The following is a 23,730-nucleotide window of genomic DNA, read 5'->3' on the forward strand; positions in this document are numbered from 1 at the left end:
CCGCCAGCGTCACTCGAAGGGATTGGCCACCGACGTCACCTCGGGCGGCGGCAGCTGGTCGGGCAGTTCCTGCTTTTCCAGCTGGGCCACCACGTCGGCCAGCAGTTTTTGCAGCTGTTTCGCCAGAGCCAGGCCCGGCTTGTCCAGGGTCAGGTCGATGTCGCCGCTGATGCTGATGCGGTCGATGCGGTTTTCGATGCTCAGGTTGCCAATCTCCAGCACATCGCTTTCATTGGCATACGGGACGAATTTCTTTGCGCACATGGTATTTCCTTTTCGACGGTCTTGTTATTTCCTGGACTTGCTATTGATCTTGGGCAAACTCAGCATGCGCAGTTTTTGCTGGCGCGTCAGCGACGGTAACAGATCGATGCCTATCCTGTCTTCCAGTTGCGCAATGCTCAGCACCTCATACGTCTTGGTATCGACGTTTTCTATGAAATAGGCGGCGCCAGCGCGCTGGCGCGGGCTGTACACGGCCTTGTACAAATGGCTGGGCACGATGACTCTTCCCACCTTGCGCAGGTTGCCGCCAATAAAAGCCGGCCCCGTGATCACGTACAGATCGCCCTCTTTCTTTGCCATCTTGCGCACGGCGCCCTCGATGCCGGCCCATACATAGCGGTTGTTGCGCGCATCCTGCGGCACCATGTTGGCCAGGGTAAAGCTGTCGCGCTGGCTCTGGCGATCCGGCATGTCGCCGTTGGGCGCCATGTGGCCACGGTCGAAGCCGCTGCGCGCATAGTCGGCCAGTTCCGCGCGCTGGGCGGCGGGCAGCTTGCGTTCGGCATGGAAGGAATTTTCGCGCGACAAATCCTGCGCCGCTTCGAGGTTGTTCGCCGTCAAGTGCTCAGCCGACCACAGCGGCGTGCGCGTAATCCCCGAGTGCATCACGCCAAACACGTTGTAGCACAGTTCCTTGGTTGCCACGTCCAGCTTGGGGTTGGTGATTTCCGGCTTGCGGCCATCGACGTAATGGGCGGGACAGGCATCGGCATGCGCCAGGTTCGCGGCAAAGGCGGACGCCAGCAAGCCGCACGCCAGAGTCAGCCTGGCGATCGATCGTTGAATCATATTTCCCTCTGAAATCTTTGCAGGCCAGCATTCTAGCGGACACGGGCGCCCTACCACAATCCTGCCGTGCGCCCCTGTGCAAGGCCGCATGCGGCCCTGCCACGCGCTGGCGCAAATAAAGGCCAACAGGCCGCGCACAGCCATTCATATCTGCTAAGATTGCCTTGATTCGTTCGCATCGACCATTCAAGATTTGGAGAGCATATGATCAAAAAAACCCTGCTGCTGATCGTTGTCGTCGTCGCCGCCATCCTCGGCTATGCCACCACCAAACCCGACACCTTCAGTGTCCAGCGCGAAATCACCATCAAGGCACCGCCCGAGAAAATCGCCGCCCTGATCACGGACTTCCATTACTGGGCCGCCTGGTCGCCGTGGGAAAAGCTCGATCCGGCCATGCGCCGCACGTTTACGGGTCCGGCCAACGGCCTGGGCGCGCAATATGCCTGGACGGGCAATGACAAGGTGGGCGCCGGCCGCATGGAAATCACGGAAGCGGCCCAGCCCGAACGCACCGTCATCAAGCTCGACTTCCTGAAACCGTTCGAAAGCCACAACACCACCACCTTTACCATGACGCCAGAAGGCGACGGCACCAGGGTGAACTGGACCATGACAGGCCCCAGCCCTTACGTCAGCAAGGTCATGACGGTCTTCGTCAGCATGGATACCATGATCGGCAAAGATTTTGAAAAAGGATTGAACAGCCTGAAGGCGGCGGCGGAGCGCTAAGCCCGCTCACCGCCACCAGAAACAGGGCCCGCGCGGCCCTGTTTTACTTGACATCCGGTCAGAACTGCTCGATCCAGGCCGCCAGGTGGTCCGGCGTGAGTGCCGGTTCAGCCTGCACCATCTTGCCTTGCAAACCTAGTTCCGTCTTGCTCAGCTGCAAGGACCAGCCGCGCCGCGCCAGCCACAGCAAGGTAGCCAGCCAGAACGAGTGCAGGGCCGAGACAGGCGCCGTGGTCGGCGTTTCCAGGAATTCCGTCAGCAGCCGGCCGTCGAGAAACAGCGCCGTGCCGCCCTGGTTTTGCAGGGCCGCGCCCACCACGGGCAGCAGCATGTCGATCACATGCTCCACGCCGCGCCCCGGATGCTCGCGCTCGAGCGTGTCGAGCTGCTGGCGCACGGCGGCGGCAAACGCCGTGCCGCGGAAGGCTTCCGAGCTGACCAGGTCGGCATAGTCCATCAACAGCCAGTCCGGCTCGGGCGGCGTGACCCCGGCCGTCAGGGCCGCCGACAAATACGCTTCCACCGGCAACTGCTGTTCCGGACCGGCCAGGCTGGCGCACAGGGCGTACAGGGTGCCGATGCGGTTGGCGACGGCTTGGCGCTGGCGCACCATCAGCTTTTCGCGCAGCAACTGGGCGTGTTCGTTGCGCAAGCGCGCCAGTTCCAGTGCCTGCTTGAGTTCCATGCGCAGGGCCGCGATATCCCACGGTTTCTGGATGTAGCGGTGGATCTGTCCCTGGTTGACGGCTTCCACCGTGTGCTCCAGCTCGGAATACGCGGTGGTCAAAATGCGCACGATGTGCGGATGGCGGTCCCAGCAATACGACAGCAATTCGTTGCCGTAGGCGCCGGGCATGCGCTGGTCCGACACCAGCACGGCGATACGGTCGGCTTGCTCGTCGAGGATGCGCTTGCCCTCCTCGACCGAGGTGGCCGTCAGCACGTCGGCCAGCGGCGCGATGGCGCGCTGGAAGTATTTGAGGGCGTTGGCCTCGTCATCGACATAGAGTATCGTCGGCAAGCCTTGCGCCGACTCACGCTGAGCCGGCAAACGCAGATTGGCGTCAATCATGCTCGTTCCTTATATGTACTGGAAAATTCAGGGTTACCGTGGTGGAAGTGCCAAACTCGGTGGCGATATCGAGGTTGCCGCCGAACGACTGCATCATGCGGTGGCAAAACACCATGCCCCAGCCCTTGCCTTCGCCGCCGCTGGCACTGACGGGGTCGATCAACAGCTGTTCGACGATCTCGGGGGCGATGCCGGCGCCGTTGTCGCGCACCGTGATGCGGCCGGCGTCGATGCGGATGCCGATCGCCGGATGGGCTTGCTCGCCGGCCGAACGCAAGGCATTCGCCAGCACGGACGATAAAATCAGGGCGACGCAATTGGGCGACTCGGCGATGGAGAAATCGTCGCCCACGTCGACCGTGATGGCGGCGCGCTGTGCCGCGCTCAAGGGATAGCTGTCAAGCAAGGCGTCCAGCAACTGGCGCGCGCTGCCGGCGCGGCGTCCGCCCTGCATGCCGGGCCCGGCGCTGGCCAGGCGCACCGTGTCGATAAAGCTGGCCAGCACGGACAGGCAATAACGCGCATTGTCATGCATCAAGGCGGCCGCTTCGCCGATCTCGGCCTGCGGTGCGGACTCCGCCTGCGCGCGGCGCGCGATGCCGCGCGCAAAATTGGCGATGGCCGCCAACGGCGTGTTCAATTCATGCGCGAGGAAGGCCAGCGATTCTTCCATCGCCACCAGGCCCTGGCGGCGCGCGGCGCGCTCGCGTCCCGTCTGCACGGCCAGTTCCAGCGCCGTTTGCATGGCGGCCAGGTCGAGCGGCTTTTCCAGCAGGCGGAACAGCGAGCCGCCGTTGATCAGTTCGAGCAGGACATCCTTGTCCGCATACGCGGTCACCAGCATGCAGACGATGTGCGGATAGCGCTGCGCCACTTCCTGCAGCAACTCGCTGCCCAGCCGGTCCGGCATGCGGTAATCGGTGACGAGCACGTCGATCTGGCCGGCCTCGTCCTGCAGCAGAGCGAGCGCCGCATCGACGCTCTGCGCCGTCAACACCCGGTAGCGGGGCCCGACGGCGCGCTCGAAATACTTGCAGGCAAGCGCTTCGTCGTCCACGTACAGGACGCTGGCGCGGCTATCGCTGTCCATGCTAGCGGCCCTCCCAATCGGAGCGCTGCAAGTCGAAATTCATGCTGGCCCACACGCCCAGCTCGCTTTCGGCGCTGAGAGTGCCACCGTGGCGCTCGATCACGCCATAGCTGATGCTCAGGCCCAGGCCCAGGCCCTGCCCCACTTCGCGCGTGGTGAAGAACGGTTCGAACACGCGCGCCAGGTTTTCCGGCGCGATGCCGGGGCCATTGTCGCGCACGCTGATGCGCAGGCGGTTGTCGTCCCAGTGAGCCGTGATGCGGATCTCGAACGGCGGCGCATTGCCCTTGCGCATGGACAGCACGGCATTGCCCAGCAAGTTGATCAGCACGCCCACGATGGCCGCCTCGTCGCCGCGCACCAGGGTATCGACCGGCAAGTCGTGGCTGATGCTGACATTTTTCGTTTCATGGCCCACCAGGCGGATGGCCGCGTCGAGCGCGCTGCGAAACTGGAAGTGTCCCGTCTCCAGCTGGTTGCCGCTCTTGCGATAGGCAAAGGTTTTCAAGTCGGACACGATGTGCTGCACGCGCAGCATGCCCTGCTTGGCGTCGGCCAGGCATTCGCTCACCAGCGCGCTTTGCTTGGCGGCCGGGTCTTCGATGGCCACCTCGATGGCCATCATGCAGAAATTCACGGGATTATTGACTTCATGCAGCATGCCGGCGGCCAGGGTGCCGATGGCGGCCATTTTCTCTTGCTGCAGCATCTGCCCCTTGATATCGGCCAGGCTCTTATTCGTTTCTTCCAGTTGCGTATTCTTTTGCGCCACTTCCGCCTTCAGCTGGAACAGCATGAAGCGGGCGCGCTCGTTAAAATAGGTAAATACGGCGCTGATGCTGGCCGACATGATGAGGAACAGACAGTTGACGACAAACGTGCCGGCCAGGTCGAAGCCGCCCGCATGCCAGGCGCAGGCAGCCACGTACAGAAGGCAGGAGATGGCGCCGAAGACCATGTTTTGCCACAGCCCGAAAGCCAGCACGATGCCCGAGGAATAGATGGCCAGGGTCATGCCCACATAATAGATCGAGGTGGCGCCTTCCGTGACGGCGATCATCCAGGCGATCATGATTTGCGGCAGGATCAGCCAGACAAAGGTCAGGCCCTGGATGCGGTCTTGCGCCCAGCGCGTGCGCATGGCCAGCACGACGCAAAAAATCAGCACGGACACCAGGATGCGCGCACTGGTAAATGCCGATTGCTTGTCCGGATACAGGGCAGAATCGAGGCCCATGCCCAGCAGGATCAGCACGATGCCCGTGTAGGCCCCGCCACGGCTGAATTCCAGGCGGAAGTCGCGCAAAACGGCCGTGTAGCCAGCGTGCAGGCCTGGAGTGTCCATCAAGGAATGCTCACTTCCGCGAACACATTCACGCCCGTGGGATCGACGTAGATCAGCGGATCCGTCGCGTGCTCGGGCAGCAAGGCTGACAGGCCCTCTTCATTGCGATAGATCAAATGCCATTCGAGCAAATGCTCCATGCCGAACTTGCCCGGATTGTTCGCGTGCACATTGGTGACGAGCAAACGTCCGCCCGGCCCCACGCGCGAGGCGAAGTGCATCAGCAGGCGCGCACAGACCTTGTCGGACAGGTAATCGAACAGGCCGGCGCAATACACGGCGTCGAAACTGCCGGGCAAGCCCGTGACGCCCGAGCCATGGCGGCGCTTGAGCAGGTTGTGCACGGAGTCGTGCACATAATCGATCTCGACCACTCTTCCCGTGCGCTGCATGATGGTGGTCAACCGCGCGCGCGTCCAGTCCAGGGTTTCGCTGCTGAAGTCGACCAGCTCGAAGGCCAGCCATTGCGCGTCCGGACAAGTTTCCAGGAAACGCTGCACTTCAATGGCCGGGCCGCAGCCCACGTTGAGCACTTTATACACACGCCCTGCCGCACGCGCCGCGGCCGCCTTTTGCGACAGGAATTCCGTCAGGATATCGATGCGGTTGCGGTGCGCCGTGGCCACGGCCGCCTGCAGGAAGGCCGCATTGACGATCTGAAAATAGGTGCTCGGCCCTTGCCGTGGATCGTCGAGCAGCTGGTTGACCATCTGGTAGTCGCCCGCATAGCCGAGCGGCTTGGTAAACGTGCGGAAGACGAACGGTGCGCGCAGGATCAAGGGGTGCAGCGCGGCTTGGGCGAAGGCGCGGTGGGCCGGCGCCCGCTCTTCCTCGACGAGCGACGCTTCCACCTCGAGCTGGCGCAGGTACAGCTGGGTCTGCTCCATCAGCGGCAGGGCCAGCTCGTCAAAGATGTCGGGGCGCAGGCGGCCGTTTTCCTTCGGCAGCGAGTCGGACAAGTCGACTTGCTCGACCCAGCGCGACACTTCCGACAAAAAGGCGCGCATTTCGTTGACGACGATCTGGTAGTCGCGGCGGATGCGGAAGCGTTCGCCCCAACCGGCGACAAAGGCGCTGGACTCTTTCAATACGGCGCCCTTGACGACGACCACGTCGCTCAATTCGCGCCACTCGTCGATCAGGGTCACGGAAACGATGGCGGTCAGGCCCGTATTGACGCTGCTGATGACGACGGCCTTGCCGACGTAGGCGTTTTTCGCCCCCATGCGCACCGTCACGTCATTGAGCACTTCGCTGACCTGCACAATCGAGTATGGATTGTAGATTTCCATGACCAGCGAATTGCGCTGCAAGTTGAAAATCGTGCCACGCACCGCCTCACCCTGGGTGTTGCGGAAACTGACGACTGGATCGATCTGCGATTGTGAATACACGATTGAGCATTATCAAGTTGCCCGGTTCCCGGCGCACCACACTGGTGACACCAGATTCCAGGCTGGGTTAAGGCACGGCACACCGGTCGTTTGCCGCCGGCACCGCCATCAAAATGGCGGTATTGCGGCGTCGCGTGACGCCGTGCCGGAGCGCCTCAAAGCGCGTCTGTTCGCTCTCTGATCGAGTGTACTATGGATGTAGCAGAACGGGCAATTGTTCCCTCAGGAACGACTGTCCGTGGCGCTGGCGCGCAACGCCCGACAAAACCCGCGCGCCCCACATGGAATGGGCGACGCCCATCAAAACCGTAGCGAGCGGAAGTGAATTGCGGCCGAGAAGCGCAACTGTGCTCTAGCACAGTGAGCATCGCAGGCCGTAAGTCACGACGCGCAGTAGGTTTTGATCGGCGTTCTCATCCAGCGACGAACAGGGCCAGCGCGTGACGCAATAGTTGCGGCGTTTGCCCCGTCCAGCGCTTGAACGAGCGGCGGAAGTTGGTGGCATCATGAAAGCCAAGGTAGGCGGCCACGGCATCGTTGTCGTAGCCATGCGCCTGGAACAGATAAATCGCCTTGTGCGCGCGCACCTGGTCCAGCTCGGCCTGAAAATGCGTGCCATGGCGCGCCAGGTGGCGCTTCAGGGTGGCGGGGCTGACGCCGAATTCCTGCGCCGTGCGCTCCAGCGTGGGCGCGCAGCGAATGTTCGCCAGCAGATAGTCGTACAGCGCGCCGAGCAGGCTGGCGGCGGGCACGGGCGCCAGCGCCGCCGCGCGCAAGGCCAGCGCGGCAGCCGTGGCATTGCCGCGTGGCCAGGGCTTGTCGAGCCAGCTGGAGTCGATGAGCATGGCGTCGACCTGGCAATCGAAACGCAGCGCCTGGCCCAGGTGCACTTCATGCTGCTCCACGTGGCGGGGCCGCGCGCGGTTGAAGCAGAAGCGCCACGGCAGGGATTCTCCGGCCAGCCAGCGGCACATGGCCGCCAGCGCCGTCATGTGCATCTCCACCAGAAAAGGCAGCTGGCTCGGCGCGCCGAACGCATCGACCCAGTACAGCACATGCATGTCGCCCGCTTCGCGCAAACGCGGCTGTAACAGCGGACACAGCAAGGTATGGAAATCGCACAGGATGCTCAAGGCCTGGCGCAGATTCTGCGCCTGCAGCAAGGCGTGGCTGGCCGCGCCGTAATGGCCAGGCAGCATTTGCTGGCCCAGCATGAAGCTGGTGTCGGCACTGTCCAGGCCGCGCGCCACGTTGGCCAGCAATTGCAGGTATTGCGCGGCGCTGACCTGGCTTTCCACAGACGGCAGCTCGCCGCCATCGAGACCCGTACCCTTGAGCAGCGGCGCCACAGCCAGCTCGCGGCTGCGCGCGTAATCGAGCACCAGCGCCGGCTGATGGTGGGCAGCGATGCTGGGATCGCCTTGCTGGTTCAGCGGCATCAGGCAGGCGCGGCGGCACTGATCCCGGCACCGGAGCGCGGCGTTTCCACTGCCCGGCTCAGCTCGGCCAGCACCACTTCCGGCACACCATCGGTGAGCGAGCAGGCATGCCGCAGGCTCAGGCGGATTTCACGGTTGTCGTTGGCGTGGTGGCGCATCTGCCCCACCATGGCGCACAGGTGGCGCGCCTTCACGGCCGCATCCTCGCGCGATACGCCGGGCATCAGCACGGCGAAGCGGTCGCCCGCATAGCGGCACAGCAAATCGTCATTGCGCAAGTTCAACAGCAGCATGTGGCCGACGGCTTGCAGCACGCGGTCGCCTTCGCGGTGGCCGTATTCGCGGTTAATCAAATGAAAGCTGTCGATGTCGAGCAAGACCAGCGCGCAATCGAGGCCGGGCCGGCGCTCCTGCTCCAGGCGCATCTGCGTGCGCAGATAGCTGGCGTCGGCCAGCTGCGTGATGCGGTCGAAGGCGCGGTGGTCGCGGAACAGGCGTTCGCGCTTTTGCAGGTGCTCGTTCAGGCGGAACTGTTCCTGGCGCCAGTAATACATGCCGATCGTCAGCACCAGCATGCCAAACGGAATCAAGGCTTCCAGCCAGTTATCCCACACGGCGCTCTTATCGACGGCAAAGAATTCATCGAGGCAATCGGCCCAGGAGCCCAGCATGATGGCGCACAGGCCGCCTGCGATCAAACTCGTCACCAGTCCGCGCGGACGGCTGCTGAGGGTAAACAAAAACCAGACCCCCGCCATGACGGCCGTGCCGCCTTCGCAGACGATATCCATCCACTTCCAGATGGCAATCGGTTTGAGGTGCCCCAGTGTGGCGTACAGGAACAAGAACAGGGGCAAGGCCAGTGCGGCGGCAATCAGGCTGTTACGGTGCAATGGCAGCATGTGGGGAAACCTTTAAAAGTGGTGCTGTCGCCACGATAGCGCCCGCCCATGACGGCACGATGACATGCCCCACGCCCGTGCGGCAGGTGCAAACGGCTCATCATTAGCAGTGCAGCTGCTGCAAATCTAGCAAGCCGCATCCCATGCGCCCTGCGCCGGCAGGTCATTTCAGCTCATGGCGGCAGCATTCCGGCCGCAAAGCGTTCGCATGCCGTTGTTTTCAGGGTGGCTAGCCCTTGCCTGTCACGCAACCGTCATATTTGCTGCCTAGAATCCGCCCGGTTCCTTCCCCTAACCGAGCCCTTCATGAAAACCATGCACACTTCGTTCCCCTCTCCGCTGCGCCTGACGGCCGTGGCCCTCGGCATCATGGCCGTCTTCAGCGGTCAAAGCCATGCGCAAGCGCAAGGTGAGGATGGTCAGCCGGCCGCCACCGTGGTCGTCAGCGGCCAGCGCGCCAGTCTGCGCAACGCCATCGCCGCGCAAGAGAAAGCCGACAACATCATCAGCGTCATCAGCAGCGACGATATCGGCGGCTTGCCGGACAAAAACGCGGCCGAAGCGCTGGCCCGCTTGCCCGGCGTATCCGTCCAGCGCGACCAGGGCGAAGGCCGCTACATCACCGTGCGCGGCCTGGGACCGGACTTGAACGCCGTCACCATCAACGGCGCGCTGGTGCCGTCGCCGGAAGCGGGCCGCCGCGCCGTGGCGCTCGACATCCTGCCTGCCGGCTTGATCCGCACACTGGAAGTCTCGAAAACCTTGCTGCCGGAAATGGACGCCAACTCGCTGGGCGCCACCGTCGAAGTCAAATCGCTGTCCGCCTTCGACTTGCCGGGCAAGCTGCTGTCGGCCAACGTGGGCGCCAGCTATGACGAAAAGACGGGCAAAACCAGCCCCAGCGGCGGCGCTCTGTGGGCTCAGCGTTTCCTCAACGGCAAGCTGGGCGTCGCAGCCGGCCTGAGCGCGGAAAAGCGCTCGTTCGGTTCCGATGACGTGGAAACGGGCGGCGCCTGGAGCAAGGGAAAATTGTCGGGCCTGGAATTGCGCGACTACCTGCCCGTGCGCAAGCGCGGCGCCCTGGCCGTCAATCTCGATTATCGCCCCGAAGCGGGCAACAGCTGGTTCCTGCGCTCTTTTGTGAGCGAATTTTCCGACAATGAAGTGCGCGACCGCCTGACCATCAGCAATATCGCGGGCGGCAGCCTGGCCGAAGAGCAGACGGCCAGCGCGCGCGCCGAGCGCCGCATCCGCCAGCGCAAATACACGCAGCAAGTACGCTCGCTCGTGCTGGGCACGCAACAGAAATCGGGCGACTGGACGCTGGACGTGAAAGGCGGCATGAGCCGCGCCACCGAGGACACGCCGGAATCCCTGAACGACGGCCGTTTCCGGGGCACCAGCAATTTCGCCAGCATCAGTTTCAATGGCACCGAGCAACCATTGTTGAGCGGCCCCGCATCGCTGTACGACCCGGCCAATTACGCGCTCAATGCCATCACGCTGCAAAAGCGCTACTCGAAGGACAATGAACACCATGCACGCATCGACCTGGCGCGCAAGTTCGACATCGCCACCCTGAAATTCGGCGCGAAAGTCAGCCGCCGCGAAAAAACCAACGACACGGATCAATGGGCGTATAACAGCAGCAAGGCATCGAGCGGCAACTACTGGGGCGCCGGCTCCACGTCGATGAGCAATTTCGTGCAAGGCCATACCCTCGACTACGACCTGGGCAACATCGGCGTGGCCCTGGACCCGGCCCTGATCCGCGCCAGAGTCGCCGGCCTGGACCGCGCAAAGGCGCGCCTGGCCACGGAATCGATCATCAATGATTACCGCATGCATGAAGACATCAACGCCATGTATGTGCAAAACAGCTACGACTTCGACGCCTGGCACATCCTCGGCGGCGTGCGCGCCGAACGTACCAGCTTTGAAGCGGCCGGCTCGCAGGTGGACAGCACGGGGATTGCCAAGGCCTTGACGCGCGAACGCTCGTACACCAACTGGCTGCCGAACCTGCAAACCCGTTATGACCTCGATCAAAAGACCAGCGTGCGGGCCGCGTGGACGCAAGCCGTGGTGCGCGCCAACTTCAGCCAGCTGGCACCGGGCATCAGCCTGGCCAGCAACACGGAAGCCGTGATCGGCAATCCGGACTTGAAACCCTTGAAAGCAAACAATCTGGACCTCGGTATTGAAAGAATCCTGGGCAACGACGGCGTGATGTCGGCTTACGGTTTCTACAAGGACATCAAGAATTTTACGTACACGACCAACCTGGCCGGCACGGGTCAATGGACGGGCTACACGACGGCCACCTCGTATGCGAATGGCGACGCGGCCAAAGTCAAAGGCATCGAACTGGCTTACATGCAGCCGCTGCGCATGCTGCCGGCGCCGTTCAATAAATTCCTCGTCGGCGTGAACGGCACCCTGAGCACGTCGAGCGCGCAAATCGGCCGCTTCGACAAGGCGAGCAAGCAGCAGATGAACCGCGACATCCGCCTGCCGGGCCAGTCGAACCAGGTGATGAACTTGATGCTGGGCTATGAAACGGGACCGGTGAGCGCCCGCCTGGCCCTCAACTACAAGTCGCCGTATCTGCTGGAAATGGGCAACGACATCCTCGATCAAAGCCAGGACCATATCGTCGCCGGCCAGAAGCAACTTGATTTCTCGCTGTCGTACCAGATCAACAAGCAATTCCAGCTGATGTTCGAGGCGGCTAATCTGAACAACGAGAAATACTATGTCTACCAGGGCACGAAGCAATACAACGTGCAGAACGAACAATACGGCCGCACTTTCAAAGTGAGCCTGAAAGCCAGCGCCTTCTGATGATGATTTTACCTACCATGAAAAAAACCGTACTCTGCAGCGCTTTGCTGGCTGCTTTTTGCCTCGCGGCTACGGCGCAAGCCGCGCCTGTCCATACTGTTCCTTCCTTCACGCAGGAAGCGGAAGAGCTGGCGCGTCTGCCCGGCGGCGGCTGGCTGCTTCTCGACAAGCATGGCTTGCGCCTGTTCAATGCAAGCGGCCAGGAACAGGACCGCATCGCCGTGCGCGCCAAGCAGCTCGACACGCGCAGCGACGGCAATAAAGTACTGGCCGTGTTCCTGGAAGCTGACACGCAGCGCCCGCTGCCCGTCTCCGTGGACGTGCAGGCTGGCAAGCTGGTCAAGCTGGCGCCGTTTCCCGTCCCCACCTTTTCCGTGGAAGCGTCGTGTTTGTACCGCGACGCCCAGCAGCTCGATCATCTGTTCCTGATCGGCAAGGATGGGCAAGCGGAACAGTGGGTGATGCAGGGCGAGCAGCGTCAGCTGGTGCGCAAGCTGGCCTTGCCGCCGCATGCCAAACATTGCCGGGTCGACGATGGCGCTCAGCGCCTCTTGGTGAGCGAGTCCAACATGGGCGTGTGGGCGTATGACGCCGATTCCGAAGGCATGGGCAAGCGCGAAGTGGTGGCGCTGCGCAAGCCGTATGGCCAGCTGGACGGCGGTGCTGGCGCGCTGGCCGTGCTGCCGGGTGGCGTGGCCGTGCTCGACGGCAAGGCGGAAAAGCTGCACCTGCTGGCACGCCAGGGCGGCAATTGGACCGCCCTGCCGCCGCAAGCCGTCGCATTGAACGTGCGCAAGGGTGACAGCCAGCTGGCGCTGGACAAGGACTCGCTACTGCTGCGCGGCAAGAACGCTTGGCAAGCGCGGCCCTTGAAATGGACGGGCAAGGCGGAAACGCAGCCTGCGGTGGACATCATCGCCCCGCAAGCGCAGACGGAACCGATGGCGCGCCAGGGCGACGCGGCCGATGATCCGGCCATCTGGCTGTCCAGCAACCCCGCCAATGCACGCATCCTCGGCACCAACAAGAAGCAAGGACTGCTCGTCTACGACCTGCAAGGCAAGCAGACGCAGCTGCTGGAAGTAGGCCGCCTGAACAATGTCGATGTGCGGCAGAATATCCAATTGAATGGCAACAAGGTCGACCTGGCCGTGGCCACCCAGCGCGACGACAACAGCATGATGCTGTTCACCATCAGCGCCGATGGCATCGTGGCGGAAGCGGGCCGTTTCCCTACCGGTCTGAAAAGCATCTACGGCATGTGCTTGTACCAGCCGGCCAGCGGCGGCGTGCAAGCGTTCATCAACGACAAGGACGGCACCTTCCAGCAATACAAGGTTGAAATGAGCGGCATGAGCGGCAACAAGTTCAGCGCCACCCTCTTGCGCAGCTTCAAGGTCGCCACGCAACCGGAAGGCTGCGTGGCCGACGATGCCAACGCCCGCCTGTTCCTGGGCGAGGAAACGCGCGGCGTCTGGACCACCTCGGCCGACGCCGCCAAGCCGGACGCCCTCACCATGGTCTTGCCCGTGGGAGCGATCCTGACGGCCGACGTGGAAGGCATGGCCATCTACCGCAAGCCGGGCGCCAAGCCGGACAGCGGCTACCTGATCGTCTCCAGCCAGGGCGACAGCAGCTACGTGGTGCTCGACACCCAAGCGCCGTACAAGGTGCGCGGCCGCTTCAAGGTAGGTTTCAACCTGCCCGCCGGCATCGACGGCACCTCGGAAACGGACGGCCTCGACGTCACCTCCGCCAACCTGGGCGGCGCGTATGCGCAAGGCATGCTGGTGATCCAGGACGGCTACAAGCGCCTGCCCGATGGGCCGCAAAATTTCAAATATGTGGCGTGGGGGGATGTGGCGAAGGCCTTGAAGCTGGAGTAATGAGCATGGGGCGGCCAGTCAAGGCTGCCCCATGTCCGATAGCGATATTAAAAATTGCCGCTATCTTGTGCGCGGCATATCGATGGCAAAAGGCAGACTTTTGCCAAAAAAGTCCACGCTGCCCGTCACTGCCAGGCGTTGCGCCGACAATTCCTCCAGGCGCAGATCAGCTACGTCACGGTATTCCATCATGTAAAGAGCGGATTCACACTGCGTATTGCCTGCATCGACGGCAAGCCTATGCACGGGCGCGGCATCCGTTCCCTCCACGAACAAACCGTGCAAAATGAAGGACGGCGGATACAACGCCCACGACCAAGGCGCATCGTCGTCTTCCGTCAGCCGCATGAACACGTCGTCGTCGGCCTCGATCGTGATATTGATTTCCCACATGCCATCGGCGCGCGCCTCAAGGCTGATCCGGGATTTCGCGACATCCACTTCAAAATTGGTGTCGCCGATACTAAATATATGCATTGCCCTTCTACTCCTGATTGACACGTTAATGCTCTGCTCGACAGGCCAGCAGATTAGCGAAGCGCTCTGCCAATATGGTCACATTTCGCTGAGATCGGCATCAGCGTTCAATGCATAGGCCTTGCAATAGGCAAGCAGCTCTTCGCTGCGCGTCTTGCCGAGCGAAATGGTCCCGATTCCATACGGCATCCATGCCGTGACATGCGCCAGCTGTTTAGTTCCATGTGATCATATTCCTCGTCGCAGCATGGCCCTGTTCCGTGCCGGAGCTGTGCTTGACGAGTTGATAGGCGGTTTGCCACCAAGATCGTCCCATCGCTTGCAGCACATCGCATAAACTTCAGTCCATGAGCTCACGCATTCATCCCCAAGCCCGCACCACCCCGAAGATCCGGCAGGAAATCAAGGACTCCGGACTGTCCGAGCGCATAGCCGCCAAGGTCTTCAATATCACCCGTGCACGACTGCCAAGTGGCTCAAGCGGGACGATGTACAAAACCATTCGCACCGGGCCCATACACTGCATACCACGCTGAGCGCGACGCAGGACATGATCAAATGGGACTGGACAGTAACAGTCTACATCGAAAGATTGCAGCTAAATTTCTTGCCATAAACAGGAATAATCTTGGCTGCGTTACTTTTAGGAATTTTTATTGCCTTCCCATTAAACTTCACAACGGCATTTCCTTTCCTCAGATTCTCCAGCAAAGAAATGAAGTTATTATCACCTGCGCGGCTGTCGGCGCTGAATGGCCCATCATAAGAAACGCCATTGACGTCAACGGTAAATTTCTCAACTTCCTTATTATTATTCAATTGCGAAAGCGATACGCTCGATTGGGAATCTGCACTGCCATCTTGCGTTGGACAGCCAATATACAGCCGCATTCCATCCTGATCGATAAAGTACTCGAGATTTCCCTGCCCAAAACCTTCAGTCCACCGCCCCTGAGCCGCAAACGAGTTAACGCAAATGATGGCAACAGCGAGACCCACGGCAATTTTTCCAACCTTACTCATTTTACTGCTCCTTTTTTTACAATAGCATGACACATGCACAGCCGTCCCGACGACCAGTGCAGCAGCGAAAAGGGTGCTCCGAATAATGCAAATGGCGCACCACAGCTTGAGCATGAGGTGTTAGACTTTTTCAAAAAACAATTTTGCAATATATCTTTCTCAATTGCAAGCATTGTGACAATATTAAAGGATAAATATCGCCACGAGAGCGACTCTCGCAAACTGTCGCCTGCCGCACGCGATTGCAAGCAAGGATTAATGGCTGCCTGATTGGCACGAAATGGGGTTGATAGCAGGACTTGTAACCCGCCTGCCTCGCAGACTTGGCACTTTCACACGCCGCTCGCGTATGAACACAAGCTGCCCAATTTAAGTGCACTGGGTATTACCACTTATTACACAAAATAATATTATGATAATAAAATCCTTGTTCAAACGCGATGCAGCAAACCCATCCATTGCGTTCCGACCTTCCGTCCAGAAAATCGCGACGATTATCCGCTTCTTGCAAAAAACGGAGGCGTTTGGAAAGAATTGGTTTCTGTCGCAGGAGACAGAAGCAGAGTCGTTTCTGTATCCGGTTTTCGATGCTTCGGGAGAACTCACCACTGCGGCCGAAGCCGTACTCGAGGCCGAGTTCAAGGATGAGCAATTTCGATATCTCAGTGCCTGGAATGGCGAGCTCGGAGACGGTGAGGGCGCAAGTATGGCGCTTGGGTTCAGCGACAGTGACTGGCCCTCACGGACTTTCAAGATCAGCGATTATGGTCAAGCCGCCAGACGGCTCGGCATTGATGGCGTGAAAGAACTGCTGTCCATTATCGGTGGCTCCCTACGGCCGGTCTTGATCACGGTTGCACGTAATCAGTATTTTAAAAAACAAGTCTTCAAGGATCGTCCGGGTGCGGGCTGGATGTTGTACTTGCCGCGTGTACTGACGGTCCAGCAAGTGCCAGAAGCCCGCGCCTTGATCCCTGTGATGGCGATAGACGAGCAAGGTGATGACCAACAGATCGGCACCATTATCGTCAGCGTCACCGACGAGCCTTTTTCTGATGAGAACCCCGAGCATGTCAGGATCGCCAACGCCATTGAGATTGGCTTGGTCGAGCAGGACTTGCTGCCTCGCTATGTCGATATTTAATGAAGGAGAACGCGTTTCGCCCACATGGAAATACCCTGCCATGCCGGCGGTAAACACCAAAACGACTGGCATCTCCATCCATCTGCAATATCGGCTGCCAGTACAGGCCAATAAATTACGGTCGCTTGCATGTCTGCCAGCGACTGGCGGCCCGTTGCGTATTAAAATGGCGTCCCATGACCTCCCCCGCCTCGACCTCTTCCCTCCCCGACAGCATTTTGCTCCCTTCCCTGGCCGTATTGGGAGGGCAGATTTCCGTCAATCTGGGGGCGGCGATTGCGAAGAATCTGTTTCCTGTCATTGGCGTGGAAGGGATTACGGCGTACCGGGTGGGGTTTTCGGCGCTGATATTGCTGGCGATCTTCCGACCGTGGCGCTACCGCCTGACGCGCAAGGATGTGCTGAACTTGCTGGTCTACGGTTCCGTGCTGGGGCTGATGAACTTGCTGATTTACCGGGCGTTTGCGCTGATACCGATCGGCATTGCGGTGGCCATCGAGGTGACGGGGCCGCTGGCTGTGGCCATGCTGTCGTCGCGGCGGCCGCGCGATTTGCTGGCCGTGGCCTGTGCCGTGTTCGGCTTGTATTTGCTGTTGCCCCTGCAAGGCAGCCCGGGCAGCCTGGACCCCGTCGGTGTGGCCTACGCGCTGGGGGCGGCACTGTGCTGGGCGTTGTACATCATCTTCGGCAAGCGCGCCTCGACCTTGCAGGGCGGGCAAGCCGTGGCCTGGGGCATGACGGTGGCGGCCATGGTGACGGTGCCCATCGGTGTCGCGTATTCGGGCACGGCCTTGCTGGCGCCATCGATTGCCTTGATGGGCCTGGCCATTGCCATGCTGTCCAGCGCCCTGCCGTATTCGCTGGAAATCTTTGCCCTGCGCCGCTTGCCGCAAGGCGTATTTGGAATGTTCAGCAGCGCGGCGCCCGCCGTCAGCGCGCTGGCTGCCATGGCCGTGCTGGGAGAATTGCTGAGTCTGACGCAGTGGCTGGCCATCGCCTGCATCGTGTTTGCGTCGGCTATGGCGGCGCTAGGCGCACAGGGCGGCAAGCGCTAGCGGAATTCACTCTACCCGGCAGCAACTCCTGCAGCGTAGCCTGTGCCGCGTCCTGGCATCGCTGCCCAGCTGACAGGCAGCTTTTGATGCCCGCCTGTAAAATGCGTCATCGCTCGCCATATCCATATTGCGCACTTCCGCCTCACCGATGACATCCATATATCTTTTTCGCTGGCTCTCCCCTTTAAGCGCTGCAGCCTTGCTGCTGGCGCCAATCGCCATGGCCAACGCGGCCGCGCCAGCCGCTGCGGTCGCCCTCACGGGCAATGCCGAAGCAGGCAAGGCCGCGTTTCGCAAGTGCGCGTCCTGCCACCAGGTGGGGCCATCGGCGCGCGGCGGCTTCGGTCCCAAGCTGACAGGCGTGATCGGCCGCAAAGCGGGAGCCACCACCGACTATAAATACTCGGCGGCCATGAAAAACGCGAATATCGTCTGGACCGAGCAAAACCTGGCCGGCTTCCTGAAAGCCCCCAGCGATTTCATTCCTGGCAATAACATGCGTTTCTGGGGCATCGGCAACGCCCAGCAAGTGGCCGACCTGCTGGCCTATCTGCGCACGCAGTAAGCACACAGGCACACCGCCTCAAGCCCTCCTCAAGCCCATTACGCCAGAGCTCCCAGCGCTTGCAGCACACCCTTGCGCTTCTTGTGCGCCGCTTCATAGTCGCGCAGGCGGTGCAACTGGGCGGCGGACAGGCCGTCCAGCTTATCGCGTATCTGCGCCACCGTCAGGTGCTGGTATCCGGCAATCGGCAAGTCGCGCGCCGCCGCTGCGTCGGCAACCCTGGCCGCAGGCTTTTCATCACGCTGGCGGCCTTGCGCCTTCTGCGTTTCACCCGCCTGCGCCCTTTGCTTGTTCACGATACGGGCGGCGACTTCTTCCTCGCGGCCTGGATAGCGCCCTTCCTGCTTGAACTCTTTTTCAAGCTGCTTGAATTCGCGTTCGCGCTTGGGGCTGGCACCAACAGGCATGCGACCTCCCGTCTAGGGCTTGGCTGGCAACTTGCGCACGCACAGATAGATGGAATACAGCGCCGCCAGCCCCACCAGCACGTACACGCCGCGCGACGCCGTCGACATGGCGCCCAGGATGCGGGCCACGATGTCGATGTCGAACAAGCCCACCAGCGCCCAGTTCAAGCCGCCCACGATCAACAGGATCATCGAGATCCAGTCGACCACGTTCAGGCGCTTGGCCGTCATTTCCTGTTTTGCCGCTCCGTCCGATCCTGCCTGGATATTCGCCATATCAGCCTCCTGTGAGAAGAAATGCCCCGTCAAGGGTCTGTACAAGTAACAGTGTAGGCGGAACACCGGCACATGCCAGTCGGACGATGCCGGCTATTGAGGTAGGAAGCGTCTGTAATCAGACGGGTGATTTTATCTGGCAACAGGCCGTGCCGCTGTTGCTAAACAGGCAGTGACTAATTCCAATATGGAAATATTTATAGATTACTTAGTACCGCGCTGCTACACTCATTTCACCCCAGCAACTTCAGGGGCAAGCGCCGCCTCATGCCGCAGGCATGGAAGACGGCCACCATGGGACAACAGCTGAGGGGACATGAATATTTCAAACATACGTATCGGTGTGCGCCTGACCACAGGCTTTTTGCTCGCATCGCTTTTACTGGCCGTGGTGGTGATCATCAGCACGTGGCAGCTGTCGGCCGTGAGCGGGGAAATCGACAGCAGCGTGAACCAGCGCTATGCGCGCATCGCGCAATTACAGGCCACGCGCAACAGCACGCAGGAACAGCCTGCCCTGCGCGAGCTCGACCAACAGATCGCCACGCAATCGGCGCAGATGCGCTCGGCGGCCGAGGCGGCCATGGCCCGCGCGCACGATACCAGCGTGCTGATCATTGTGCTGGGCCTGGTCGGCGGCGTGCTGAGCCTGGCGACGGCCTGGTTCATCAGCAGCGGCATCGTGCGGCCCTTGCGGCATGCCGTCAAAGTGGCCCGCAAGGTGGCTGGCGGCGACTTGAGCGAGCATATCCGCGTCGATTCCAGCGATGAAGTGGGGCAACTGCTGCAAGCGCTGAAAGACATGAATGCCAGCTTGATCACGATCGTGGGCGAGGTGCGCGGCGGCACGCACGACATCGCGGGCGCTTCGGGCGAGATTGCCGCCGGCAACCTGGACTTGTCGCAGCGCACGCAGGCACAAGCCAGTTCGCTGGAGCGCACGGCCGCCTCGATGGACGAGCTGACTGGCACCGTCAAGCAAAATGCCGATAACGCACGGCAAGCCAATCAGTTGGCGCAATCGGCGGCCGCTGTGGCCGGCAAAGGGGGCACGGTGGTGGCGCAAGTGGTCGATACCATGAGCTCGATCAACGCTTCGTCGAAAAAGATCGTTGACATCATCGGTGTCATCGACGCCATCGCCTTCCAGACGAATATCCTCGCCCTGAACGCGGCCGTGGAAGCGGCGCGGGCCGGCGAACAGGGGCGCGGTTTTGCCGTCGTGGCCGCTGAGGTCCGTACTCTGGCGCAACGCTCGGCCAATGCGGCCAAGGAAATCAAGCAGCTGATCGGCGACTCCGTGGAGCGGGTCGACGCGGGCGCGCGCCTGGTCGACACGGCTGGCGCCACCATGCGCGAGATCGTGGCCAGCGTGCACCGCGTCACGGACATCATGGGCGAAATCAGCATGGCCAGCGGCGAACAACTGTCCGGCATCGAACAAGTCAATGCGGCCATCGTGCAGATGGAACAGGTAACGCAGCAAAACGCGGCCCTGGTGGAGCAGGCATCGACGGCGGCGGCCAGCATGCAGCAGCGCGCCACGCTACTGTCGGGCACGGTGGGTATCTTCAAGCTGAGCCGTGACCAGACACCCGCCCAGGCCGCGACCGGCATCAGCCTGGTAGCACAGACCACTCACGCTGTCACAGCGCCGGCAAGCCGGCCTGACGTAGGTGTTAGAGCGCGGCTGAAAGCCTGAGTTCCCCACCTATCGCTGCGCCGCCCCAACTTATAGCTGCTTGTACATGACCGTGGTGGCGTCCAGCCGGTCGCCGGCCGGCGCCAGCGCATAGCCGGGGATGCTGCCGGCCACCACATAGCCGAGCGACAAGTACAGCGGTTCCGCATGGTCGCTGCTGCGGGTGTCCAGTGTCAGCAGGCTGCGCGGCAAGAGGCGCGCCTGCTCTTCCAGCGCCTGCATTAGCTGGCGCGCGAGGCCTTGGCGGCGGAAGGCAGGCCCAACCAGCAGCTTGCGCACTTCGGCCCGGTGCGCCTGGTTGGGATTGGTATCCCAGTCCAGCTGGACGGCGCCAGCCACACGGCCATCGACTTCGGCCACCAGCAGCAGGCGCACGCCGCGCGTGACAGCCGGCAACACGTTATCCATCCAGAACGCTTGGCTGGCCGCCGTGTCAAAGGGCAAGATAAAGCCGATGCTGGCGCCGTCGTGCACGCATGCCTGCAGCAGCGCGCCCAATTCCGGCAGGCGCTCACGAATATCGGTGGATGAAAAGTGGCGTAGCGATGCGCGCATGCTGACCTCAGACAAGAAAGAGAAAATAGCGGGCGCCGCTGTCTGGCGGCGTCATGAATGCGCTGGGGCCGTGCAACTGGTAGCGCAGGCAGTCGCCGGCCAGCAAGTCGTGCGAGCGGCCGTCGACCGTCACGTTCAGCTTGCCATCCTGCAGCAACAGATGGTGTTCCATGCCGGGCCGGGGCGAGGCGGCATAACTGATCGTCACGCCAGCGCCCAGCTCGCATTCGAGCGCTTCGCCCGCCAGCGCGCGCGCCGGCGGCGAGACGGAGCGGCGGATAAATCCCGTGGTTGGGTCCGTCCACACGCTTTGCTCGGCCCGCCGCAGCAGCGGCGGGAAATCGTCTTCCACCATGCGCAACAGGCGTGACATGGCCAAGCCATACGCGGCGCACAACTTGCCCAGCACGACGGTTGTCGGGCTGACTTCGCCATTTTCCAGGCGCGACAGGGTGGCGCGGCTGACCTGGCTGGCAGTGGCCAGCTGGTCCAGCGACCAGCCCCGCTCCACACGCAACTGTTTCAGGCGCGCCGCCAGCCGCTGTTCCGTATCGTTCTCTATGCTCAGCAAATTTTCCATATACGGGAATTTATTCCATATATGAAAAACAGTCAAGCCATGCGCGAGGCATGGCGGCACAATTCCAGGAAACCAGCCAGACGCGGTGAAAGTATCTTCTTGGACTGGCGGATCAGATAAAAGTTGCGCTCCAATGGTGGCAGCATGGTCTCCAGTTCCACCAGTTGCCCGCTGGCCAGCAGATCTGCCACGACAACACGCGACAGGCAGGCGATGCCCAAGCCCGCCGCAGCGCCATATTTGATGGCTTCCGAATTGCTGAACTCGCCAGCGGCGCGCAGATAGTGCAGATATGGCACCAAGGCTTGCTCCACGGCTTCGCGCGTGCCCGAGCCCGTTTCGCGCAGCAGCCAGCCCGCCTGGTTCAGTTCCGTAAAGCTGAGCAGATGGCGCAGCTGCGCCAGCGGATGCGTGGGCGCGGCCACGATCAACATCTGGTCCGTCAGCCACGGTTCCACCAGCAAACCCGCTTCGTGGCACGGCCCTTCGATCAGGCCGATATCGACACGGAATTCCGCCACGGCAGCCGCGATGTCGGCAGTGTTGGCAATCGTCACTTGCGGGATGCTGCGCCCGTATTGCTGCGCCGCCTGCGCCAGAATCTGCGGCAACAGATAGATGCCTATCGTCGTGCTGGCGCCGATTTGCAGGCTGACGGGCACGGACGGGTCCGCGCCCGCGAACTGGCGCTCGATGCTGGCAGCCCCGTCGCGCATCTGCCGCGCCTGGGGCAACAGCAGGCGGCCATTGTCATTGAGCAGCAATCGCTTGCCCACCCGGTCGAACAGTTGCGCGCCCAGCAAGGTTTCCAGTTCATTCAGGGCCGCGCTGGTAGCCGATTGCGACAGCGCAATCAGCTCGCCAGCCGCGCTGGTGCTGCCCGTGTCCGCCACGGCAAGGAAAATTTGCAACTGGCGCAAAGTTAGCGACATTCCATCTACCTATTTATCAGGTTAATCATACAAAAACAATCCGTTTTACCATTTAATCCGCGAACTGTACAGTCGAGCCATACGCAACAAGAATATGGAGTACGGCATGGCATCCCTCTCAACGACGAACACAAGCAATTTCAGCGACCGCTACGGCCGCCTTCTACCCGGCCTGCTGCTAAGCGGCGTGCTCGCCTATGGCGCCATTCAACTGGGCAAACTGGAATGGATGCAAAGCCACGGCATGAGCGCCCTGACCCTGGCCATCATGCTGGGCATTGTGCTAGGCAACAGCGTGTATGGCCGCCTGGCACCCACCTGCGGCGCGGGCGTGGCTTTTTCCAAGCAGACATTATTACGGCTTGGCATCATCTTGTACGGTTTCCGTCTGACCTTCCAGGATATTGGCCAGGTGGGCCTGGCCGGCATCGCCATCGACGCGCTGGTGCTGGCGTCCACGTTTGGCCTGGCCATGTTCCTTGGCACCAAGGTGTTCAAGCTGGAACGCAACAGCGCCATCCTGATCGGCGCGGGCAGCTCGATCTGCGGCGCGGCGGCCGTGATGGCGACGGAACCCGTCGTCAAGGGGCGCAGCGAAGATGTGACTGTCGCCGTCTCCACCGTCGTGGTGTTCGGCACCATCGCCATTTTCCTGTACCCATTGCTGTACCAGTTGAACCAAGGCTGGCATGTGCTGGGCGCCACGCCCACCGCGTTTGGCGTGTACATCGGCTCGACTGTGCATGAAGTGGCGCAAGTGGTGGCTGCCGGCAAGTCGATCGGGCAAGAGGCGGCGAATGCGGCCGTGATCGCCAAGATGGTGCGCGTGATGATGCTGGCGCCGTTCCTCGTCATCCTGTCGTCCGTGCTGGCGCGTGGCAAGTCCAAAGGCGGCAGCCACGATAAATCCAGCAAGCTGGCCATTCCCTGGTTCGCCTTCATCTTCATCGGCGTGGTGGCCGTCAATTCGCTGGGCCTGCTGCCAGCGGGCACCGTCGCCACCATTACCGAACTCGATACGGTCCTGCTGGCCATGGCCATGGCGGCCCTGGGCTTGACGACGCATATGTCGGCCATCCGCCGCGCCGGCATCAAGCCGCTGCTGCTGGCCGGCCTGCTGTTCTGCTGGCTGATCGCCGGTGGCGCCGCCATCAACCACGTCGTCGCCAGCCTGTTTGCCTGACTTTGAGCTTGATCCAAGCCGGGGCCGCTGACGCGGGAGCCGAAAACTTCGTA

At 61.6% G+C, this 23,730-nt stretch carries 24 protein-coding genes; 9 read left to right on the plus strand and 15 right to left on the minus strand.

The features are described 5' to 3' along the window. Positions 1-9 precede the first annotated feature (9 nt). Positions 10-264 carry a hypothetical protein gene (locus KO539_RS11910; protein ID WP_035819202.1) on the minus strand — a complete coding sequence of 85 codons (255 nt, stop codon included), beginning with the start codon at positions 262-264 and terminating at the stop codon, positions 10-12. Positions 265-288: 24 nt separating this feature from the next. After that, positions 289-1,074 (minus strand): DNA/RNA non-specific endonuclease, encoded by a 786-nt coding sequence (locus KO539_RS11915; protein WP_219309474.1) that lies wholly within the window; start codon positions 1,072-1,074, stop codon positions 289-291. 204 nt (positions 1,075-1,278) lie between these two features. Between KO539_RS11915 and KO539_RS11920 the strand changes: the two genes are divergently transcribed. After that, complete coding sequence (locus tag KO539_RS11920) at positions 1,279-1,806, plus strand: SRPBCC family protein (protein WP_219309476.1); 528 nt, start codon at positions 1,279-1,281, stop codon at positions 1,804-1,806. Between the two features lie 58 nt (positions 1,807-1,864). Here KO539_RS11920 and KO539_RS11925 read toward each other — a convergent pair whose 3' ends face one another. The 6 genes from KO539_RS11925 to KO539_RS11950 all read right to left on the minus strand — a co-directional run bounded on the left by KO539_RS11925 (position 1,865) and on the right by KO539_RS11950 (position 9,048). Further along, complete coding sequence (locus KO539_RS11925) at positions 1,865-2,878, minus strand: response regulator (protein ID WP_051958603.1); 1,014 nt, start codon at positions 2,876-2,878, stop codon at positions 1,865-1,867. Beyond that, positions 2,871-3,968, minus strand: a complete 1,098-nt coding sequence (locus KO539_RS11930) for a hybrid sensor histidine kinase/response regulator (protein WP_219309478.1) — start codon at positions 3,966-3,968, stop codon at positions 2,871-2,873. The genes KO539_RS11925 and KO539_RS11930 overlap by 8 nt, the downstream gene beginning before the upstream one ends. 1 nt (position 3,969) lies before the next feature. Next, positions 3,970-5,313, minus strand: coding sequence for a sensor histidine kinase (locus tag KO539_RS11935; RefSeq protein WP_099402082.1), 1,344 nt, complete (start codon positions 5,311-5,313; stop codon positions 3,970-3,972). After that, positions 5,313-6,707 (minus strand): class I SAM-dependent methyltransferase, encoded by a 1,395-nt coding sequence (locus KO539_RS11940; RefSeq protein ID WP_035819223.1) that lies wholly within the window; start codon positions 6,705-6,707, stop codon positions 5,313-5,315. Before KO539_RS11940 ends, KO539_RS11935 begins: the two co-directional genes overlap by 1 nt. A 413-nt stretch (positions 6,708-7,120) precedes the next feature. Next, a complete protein-coding gene (locus KO539_RS11945) occupies positions 7,121-8,146 on the minus strand; it encodes an AraC family transcriptional regulator (protein ID WP_257626242.1) in 1,026 nt (341 codons plus the stop codon). After that, positions 8,146-9,048 (minus strand): GGDEF domain-containing protein, encoded by a 903-nt coding sequence (locus KO539_RS11950; protein ID WP_219309480.1) that lies wholly within the window; start codon positions 9,046-9,048, stop codon positions 8,146-8,148. Before KO539_RS11950 ends, KO539_RS11945 begins: the two co-directional genes overlap by 1 nt. Before the next feature lie 306 nt (positions 9,049-9,354). Here KO539_RS11950 and KO539_RS11955 point away from each other — a divergent pair, with 306 nt between their 5' ends. Beyond that, on the plus strand, positions 9,355-11,892 hold the full coding sequence (locus KO539_RS11955; protein WP_219309482.1) for a TonB-dependent receptor: 2,538 nt from the start codon (positions 9,355-9,357) through the stop codon (positions 11,890-11,892). Positions 11,893-11,909: 17 nt separating this feature from the next. Continuing rightward, positions 11,910-13,778: a phytase gene (locus tag KO539_RS11960; protein WP_219309484.1), complete on the plus strand. Its 1,869-nt coding sequence runs from the start codon at positions 11,910-11,912 to the stop codon at positions 13,776-13,778. A 60-nt stretch (positions 13,779-13,838) separates the two neighbouring features. On the opposite strand, the gene KO539_RS11965 is transcribed toward KO539_RS11960, so the two are convergent. Continuing rightward, positions 13,839-14,255, minus strand: a complete 417-nt coding sequence (locus tag KO539_RS11965) for a hypothetical protein (protein WP_219309486.1) — start codon at positions 14,253-14,255, stop codon at positions 13,839-13,841. A 579-nt stretch (positions 14,256-14,834) separates the two neighbouring features. Next, on the minus strand, positions 14,835-15,278 hold the full coding sequence (locus KO539_RS11970) for a hypothetical protein (protein ID WP_219309487.1): 444 nt from the start codon (positions 15,276-15,278) through the stop codon (positions 14,835-14,837). A gap of 33 nt (positions 15,279-15,311) precedes the next feature. Here KO539_RS11970 and KO539_RS11975 point away from each other — a divergent pair, with 33 nt between their 5' ends. The 4 genes from KO539_RS11975 (at position 15,312) to KO539_RS11990 (ending at position 18,042) form a co-directional block, all read left to right on the plus strand. Continuing rightward, complete coding sequence (locus KO539_RS11975; RefSeq protein ID WP_219309498.1) at positions 15,312-15,548, plus strand: hypothetical protein; 237 nt, start codon at positions 15,312-15,314, stop codon at positions 15,546-15,548. A gap of 157 nt (positions 15,549-15,705) precedes the next feature. Next, positions 15,706-16,422 (plus strand): immunity 52 family protein, encoded by a 717-nt coding sequence (locus KO539_RS11980; protein ID WP_219309500.1) that lies wholly within the window; start codon positions 15,706-15,708, stop codon positions 16,420-16,422. A 176-nt stretch (positions 16,423-16,598) separates the two neighbouring features. Then, positions 16,599-17,477 (plus strand): EamA family transporter, encoded by an 879-nt coding sequence (locus tag KO539_RS11985; RefSeq protein WP_199534278.1) that lies wholly within the window; start codon positions 16,599-16,601, stop codon positions 17,475-17,477. A 220-nt stretch (positions 17,478-17,697) separates the two neighbouring features. Further along, positions 17,698-18,042, plus strand: coding sequence for a cytochrome c family protein (locus tag KO539_RS11990; protein WP_233516100.1), 345 nt, complete (start codon positions 17,698-17,700; stop codon positions 18,040-18,042). A 38-nt stretch (positions 18,043-18,080) separates the two neighbouring features. Here the strand turns inward: KO539_RS11990 and KO539_RS11995 are convergent, their stop codons facing one another. Together KO539_RS11995 and KO539_RS12000 are read right to left on the minus strand one after the other, a co-directional pair. Continuing rightward, a complete protein-coding gene (locus KO539_RS11995; protein ID WP_219309504.1) occupies positions 18,081-18,449 on the minus strand; it encodes a hypothetical protein in 369 nt (122 codons plus the stop codon). A gap of 12 nt (positions 18,450-18,461) precedes the next feature. Beyond that, the gene (locus KO539_RS12000; RefSeq protein ID WP_081922454.1) at positions 18,462-18,725 is read right to left on the minus strand and encodes a DUF378 domain-containing protein; all 264 of its coding nucleotides are present in this window, start codon (positions 18,723-18,725) and stop codon (positions 18,462-18,464) included. A 316-nt stretch (positions 18,726-19,041) separates the two neighbouring features. On the opposite strand from KO539_RS12000, the gene KO539_RS12005 reads away from it, so the two are divergent. Continuing rightward, a complete protein-coding gene (locus KO539_RS12005) occupies positions 19,042-20,427 on the plus strand; it encodes a methyl-accepting chemotaxis protein (RefSeq protein WP_219309506.1) in 1,386 nt (461 codons plus the stop codon). Between the two features lie 30 nt (positions 20,428-20,457). On the opposite strand, the gene KO539_RS12010 is transcribed toward KO539_RS12005, so the two are convergent. Genes KO539_RS12010 through KO539_RS12020 form a run of 3 tightly spaced genes read right to left on the minus strand, consistent with a single transcriptional unit; the run spans position 20,458 to position 22,494 of the window. After that, entirely contained in the window at positions 20,458-20,982 is a 525-nt protein-coding gene (locus tag KO539_RS12010; RefSeq protein ID WP_219309508.1) for a GNAT family N-acetyltransferase, read from the minus strand. Between the two features lie 7 nt (positions 20,983-20,989). Further along, positions 20,990-21,562, minus strand: coding sequence for a helix-turn-helix domain-containing protein (locus KO539_RS12015; protein WP_219309510.1), 573 nt, complete (start codon positions 21,560-21,562; stop codon positions 20,990-20,992). Between the two features lie 32 nt (positions 21,563-21,594). Beyond that, complete coding sequence (locus KO539_RS12020) at positions 21,595-22,494, minus strand: LysR family transcriptional regulator (RefSeq protein WP_219309512.1); 900 nt, start codon at positions 22,492-22,494, stop codon at positions 21,595-21,597. Positions 22,495-22,600: 106 nt separating this feature from the next. Between KO539_RS12020 and KO539_RS12025 the strand changes: the two genes are divergently transcribed. Beyond that, on the plus strand, positions 22,601-23,677 hold the full coding sequence (locus KO539_RS12025; protein ID WP_257626243.1) for a YeiH family protein: 1,077 nt from the start codon (positions 22,601-22,603) through the stop codon (positions 23,675-23,677). Positions 23,678-23,730 lie beyond the last annotated feature (53 nt).

The sequence above is a fragment of the Janthinobacterium sp. NKUCC06_STL genome (assembly GCF_019345455.1).
Taxonomy (GTDB): Bacteria; Pseudomonadota; Gammaproteobacteria; order Burkholderiales; family Burkholderiaceae_D; genus Janthinobacterium; species Janthinobacterium rivuli.

Excerpts from the sequence above, each read along its gene's own strand:
- KO539_RS11950 (WP_219309480.1), bottom strand. The coding sequence starts at position 9,048 with ATGCTGCCATTGCACCGTAACAGCCTGATTGCCGCCGCACTGGCCTTG.
- KO539_RS11970 (WP_219309487.1), bottom strand. The coding sequence starts at position 15,278 with ATGAGTAAGGTTGGAAAAATTGCCGTGGGTCTCGCTGTTGCCATCATT.
- KO539_RS11935 (WP_099402082.1), bottom strand. The coding sequence starts at position 5,313 with ATGGACACTCCAGGCCTGCACGCTGGCTACACGGCCGTTTTGCGCGAC.
- KO539_RS11985 (WP_199534278.1), top strand. The coding sequence starts at position 16,599 with ATGACCTCCCCCGCCTCGACCTCTTCCCTCCCCGACAGCATTTTGCTC.
- KO539_RS12025 (WP_257626243.1), top strand. The coding sequence starts at position 22,601 with ATGGCATCCCTCTCAACGACGAACACAAGCAATTTCAGCGACCGCTAC.
- KO539_RS12020 (WP_219309512.1), bottom strand. The coding sequence starts at position 22,494 with ATGTCGCTAACTTTGCGCCAGTTGCAAATTTTCCTTGCCGTGGCGGAC.
- KO539_RS12000 (WP_081922454.1), bottom strand. The coding sequence starts at position 18,725 with ATGGCGAATATCCAGGCAGGATCGGACGGAGCGGCAAAACAGGAAATG.
- KO539_RS11925 (WP_051958603.1), bottom strand. The coding sequence starts at position 2,878 with ATGATTGACGCCAATCTGCGTTTGCCGGCTCAGCGTGAGTCGGCGCAA.
- KO539_RS12015 (WP_219309510.1), bottom strand. The coding sequence starts at position 21,562 with ATGGAAAATTTGCTGAGCATAGAGAACGATACGGAACAGCGGCTGGCG.
- KO539_RS11915 (WP_219309474.1), bottom strand. The coding sequence starts at position 1,074 with ATGATTCAACGATCGATCGCCAGGCTGACTCTGGCGTGCGGCTTGCTG.
- KO539_RS11960 (WP_219309484.1), top strand. The coding sequence starts at position 11,910 with ATGAAAAAAACCGTACTCTGCAGCGCTTTGCTGGCTGCTTTTTGCCTC.
- KO539_RS11930 (WP_219309478.1), bottom strand. The coding sequence starts at position 3,968 with ATGGACAGCGATAGCCGCGCCAGCGTCCTGTACGTGGACGACGAAGCG.
- KO539_RS11920 (WP_219309476.1), top strand. The coding sequence starts at position 1,279 with ATGATCAAAAAAACCCTGCTGCTGATCGTTGTCGTCGTCGCCGCCATC.
- KO539_RS11965 (WP_219309486.1), bottom strand. The coding sequence starts at position 14,255 with ATGCATATATTTAGTATCGGCGACACCAATTTTGAAGTGGATGTCGCG.
- KO539_RS11995 (WP_219309504.1), bottom strand. The coding sequence starts at position 18,449 with ATGCCTGTTGGTGCCAGCCCCAAGCGCGAACGCGAATTCAAGCAGCTT.
- KO539_RS11975 (WP_219309498.1), top strand. The coding sequence starts at position 15,312 with ATGCACAGCCGTCCCGACGACCAGTGCAGCAGCGAAAAGGGTGCTCCG.
- KO539_RS11990 (WP_233516100.1), top strand. The coding sequence starts at position 17,698 with ATGGCCAACGCGGCCGCGCCAGCCGCTGCGGTCGCCCTCACGGGCAAT.
- KO539_RS11955 (WP_219309482.1), top strand. The coding sequence starts at position 9,355 with ATGAAAACCATGCACACTTCGTTCCCCTCTCCGCTGCGCCTGACGGCC.
- KO539_RS12010 (WP_219309508.1), bottom strand. The coding sequence starts at position 20,982 with ATGCGCGCATCGCTACGCCACTTTTCATCCACCGATATTCGTGAGCGC.
- KO539_RS11945 (WP_257626242.1), bottom strand. The coding sequence starts at position 8,146 with ATGCCGCTGAACCAGCAAGGCGATCCCAGCATCGCTGCCCACCATCAG.
- KO539_RS12005 (WP_219309506.1), top strand. The coding sequence starts at position 19,042 with ATGAATATTTCAAACATACGTATCGGTGTGCGCCTGACCACAGGCTTT.
- KO539_RS11910 (WP_035819202.1), bottom strand. The coding sequence starts at position 264 with ATGTGCGCAAAGAAATTCGTCCCGTATGCCAATGAAAGCGATGTGCTG.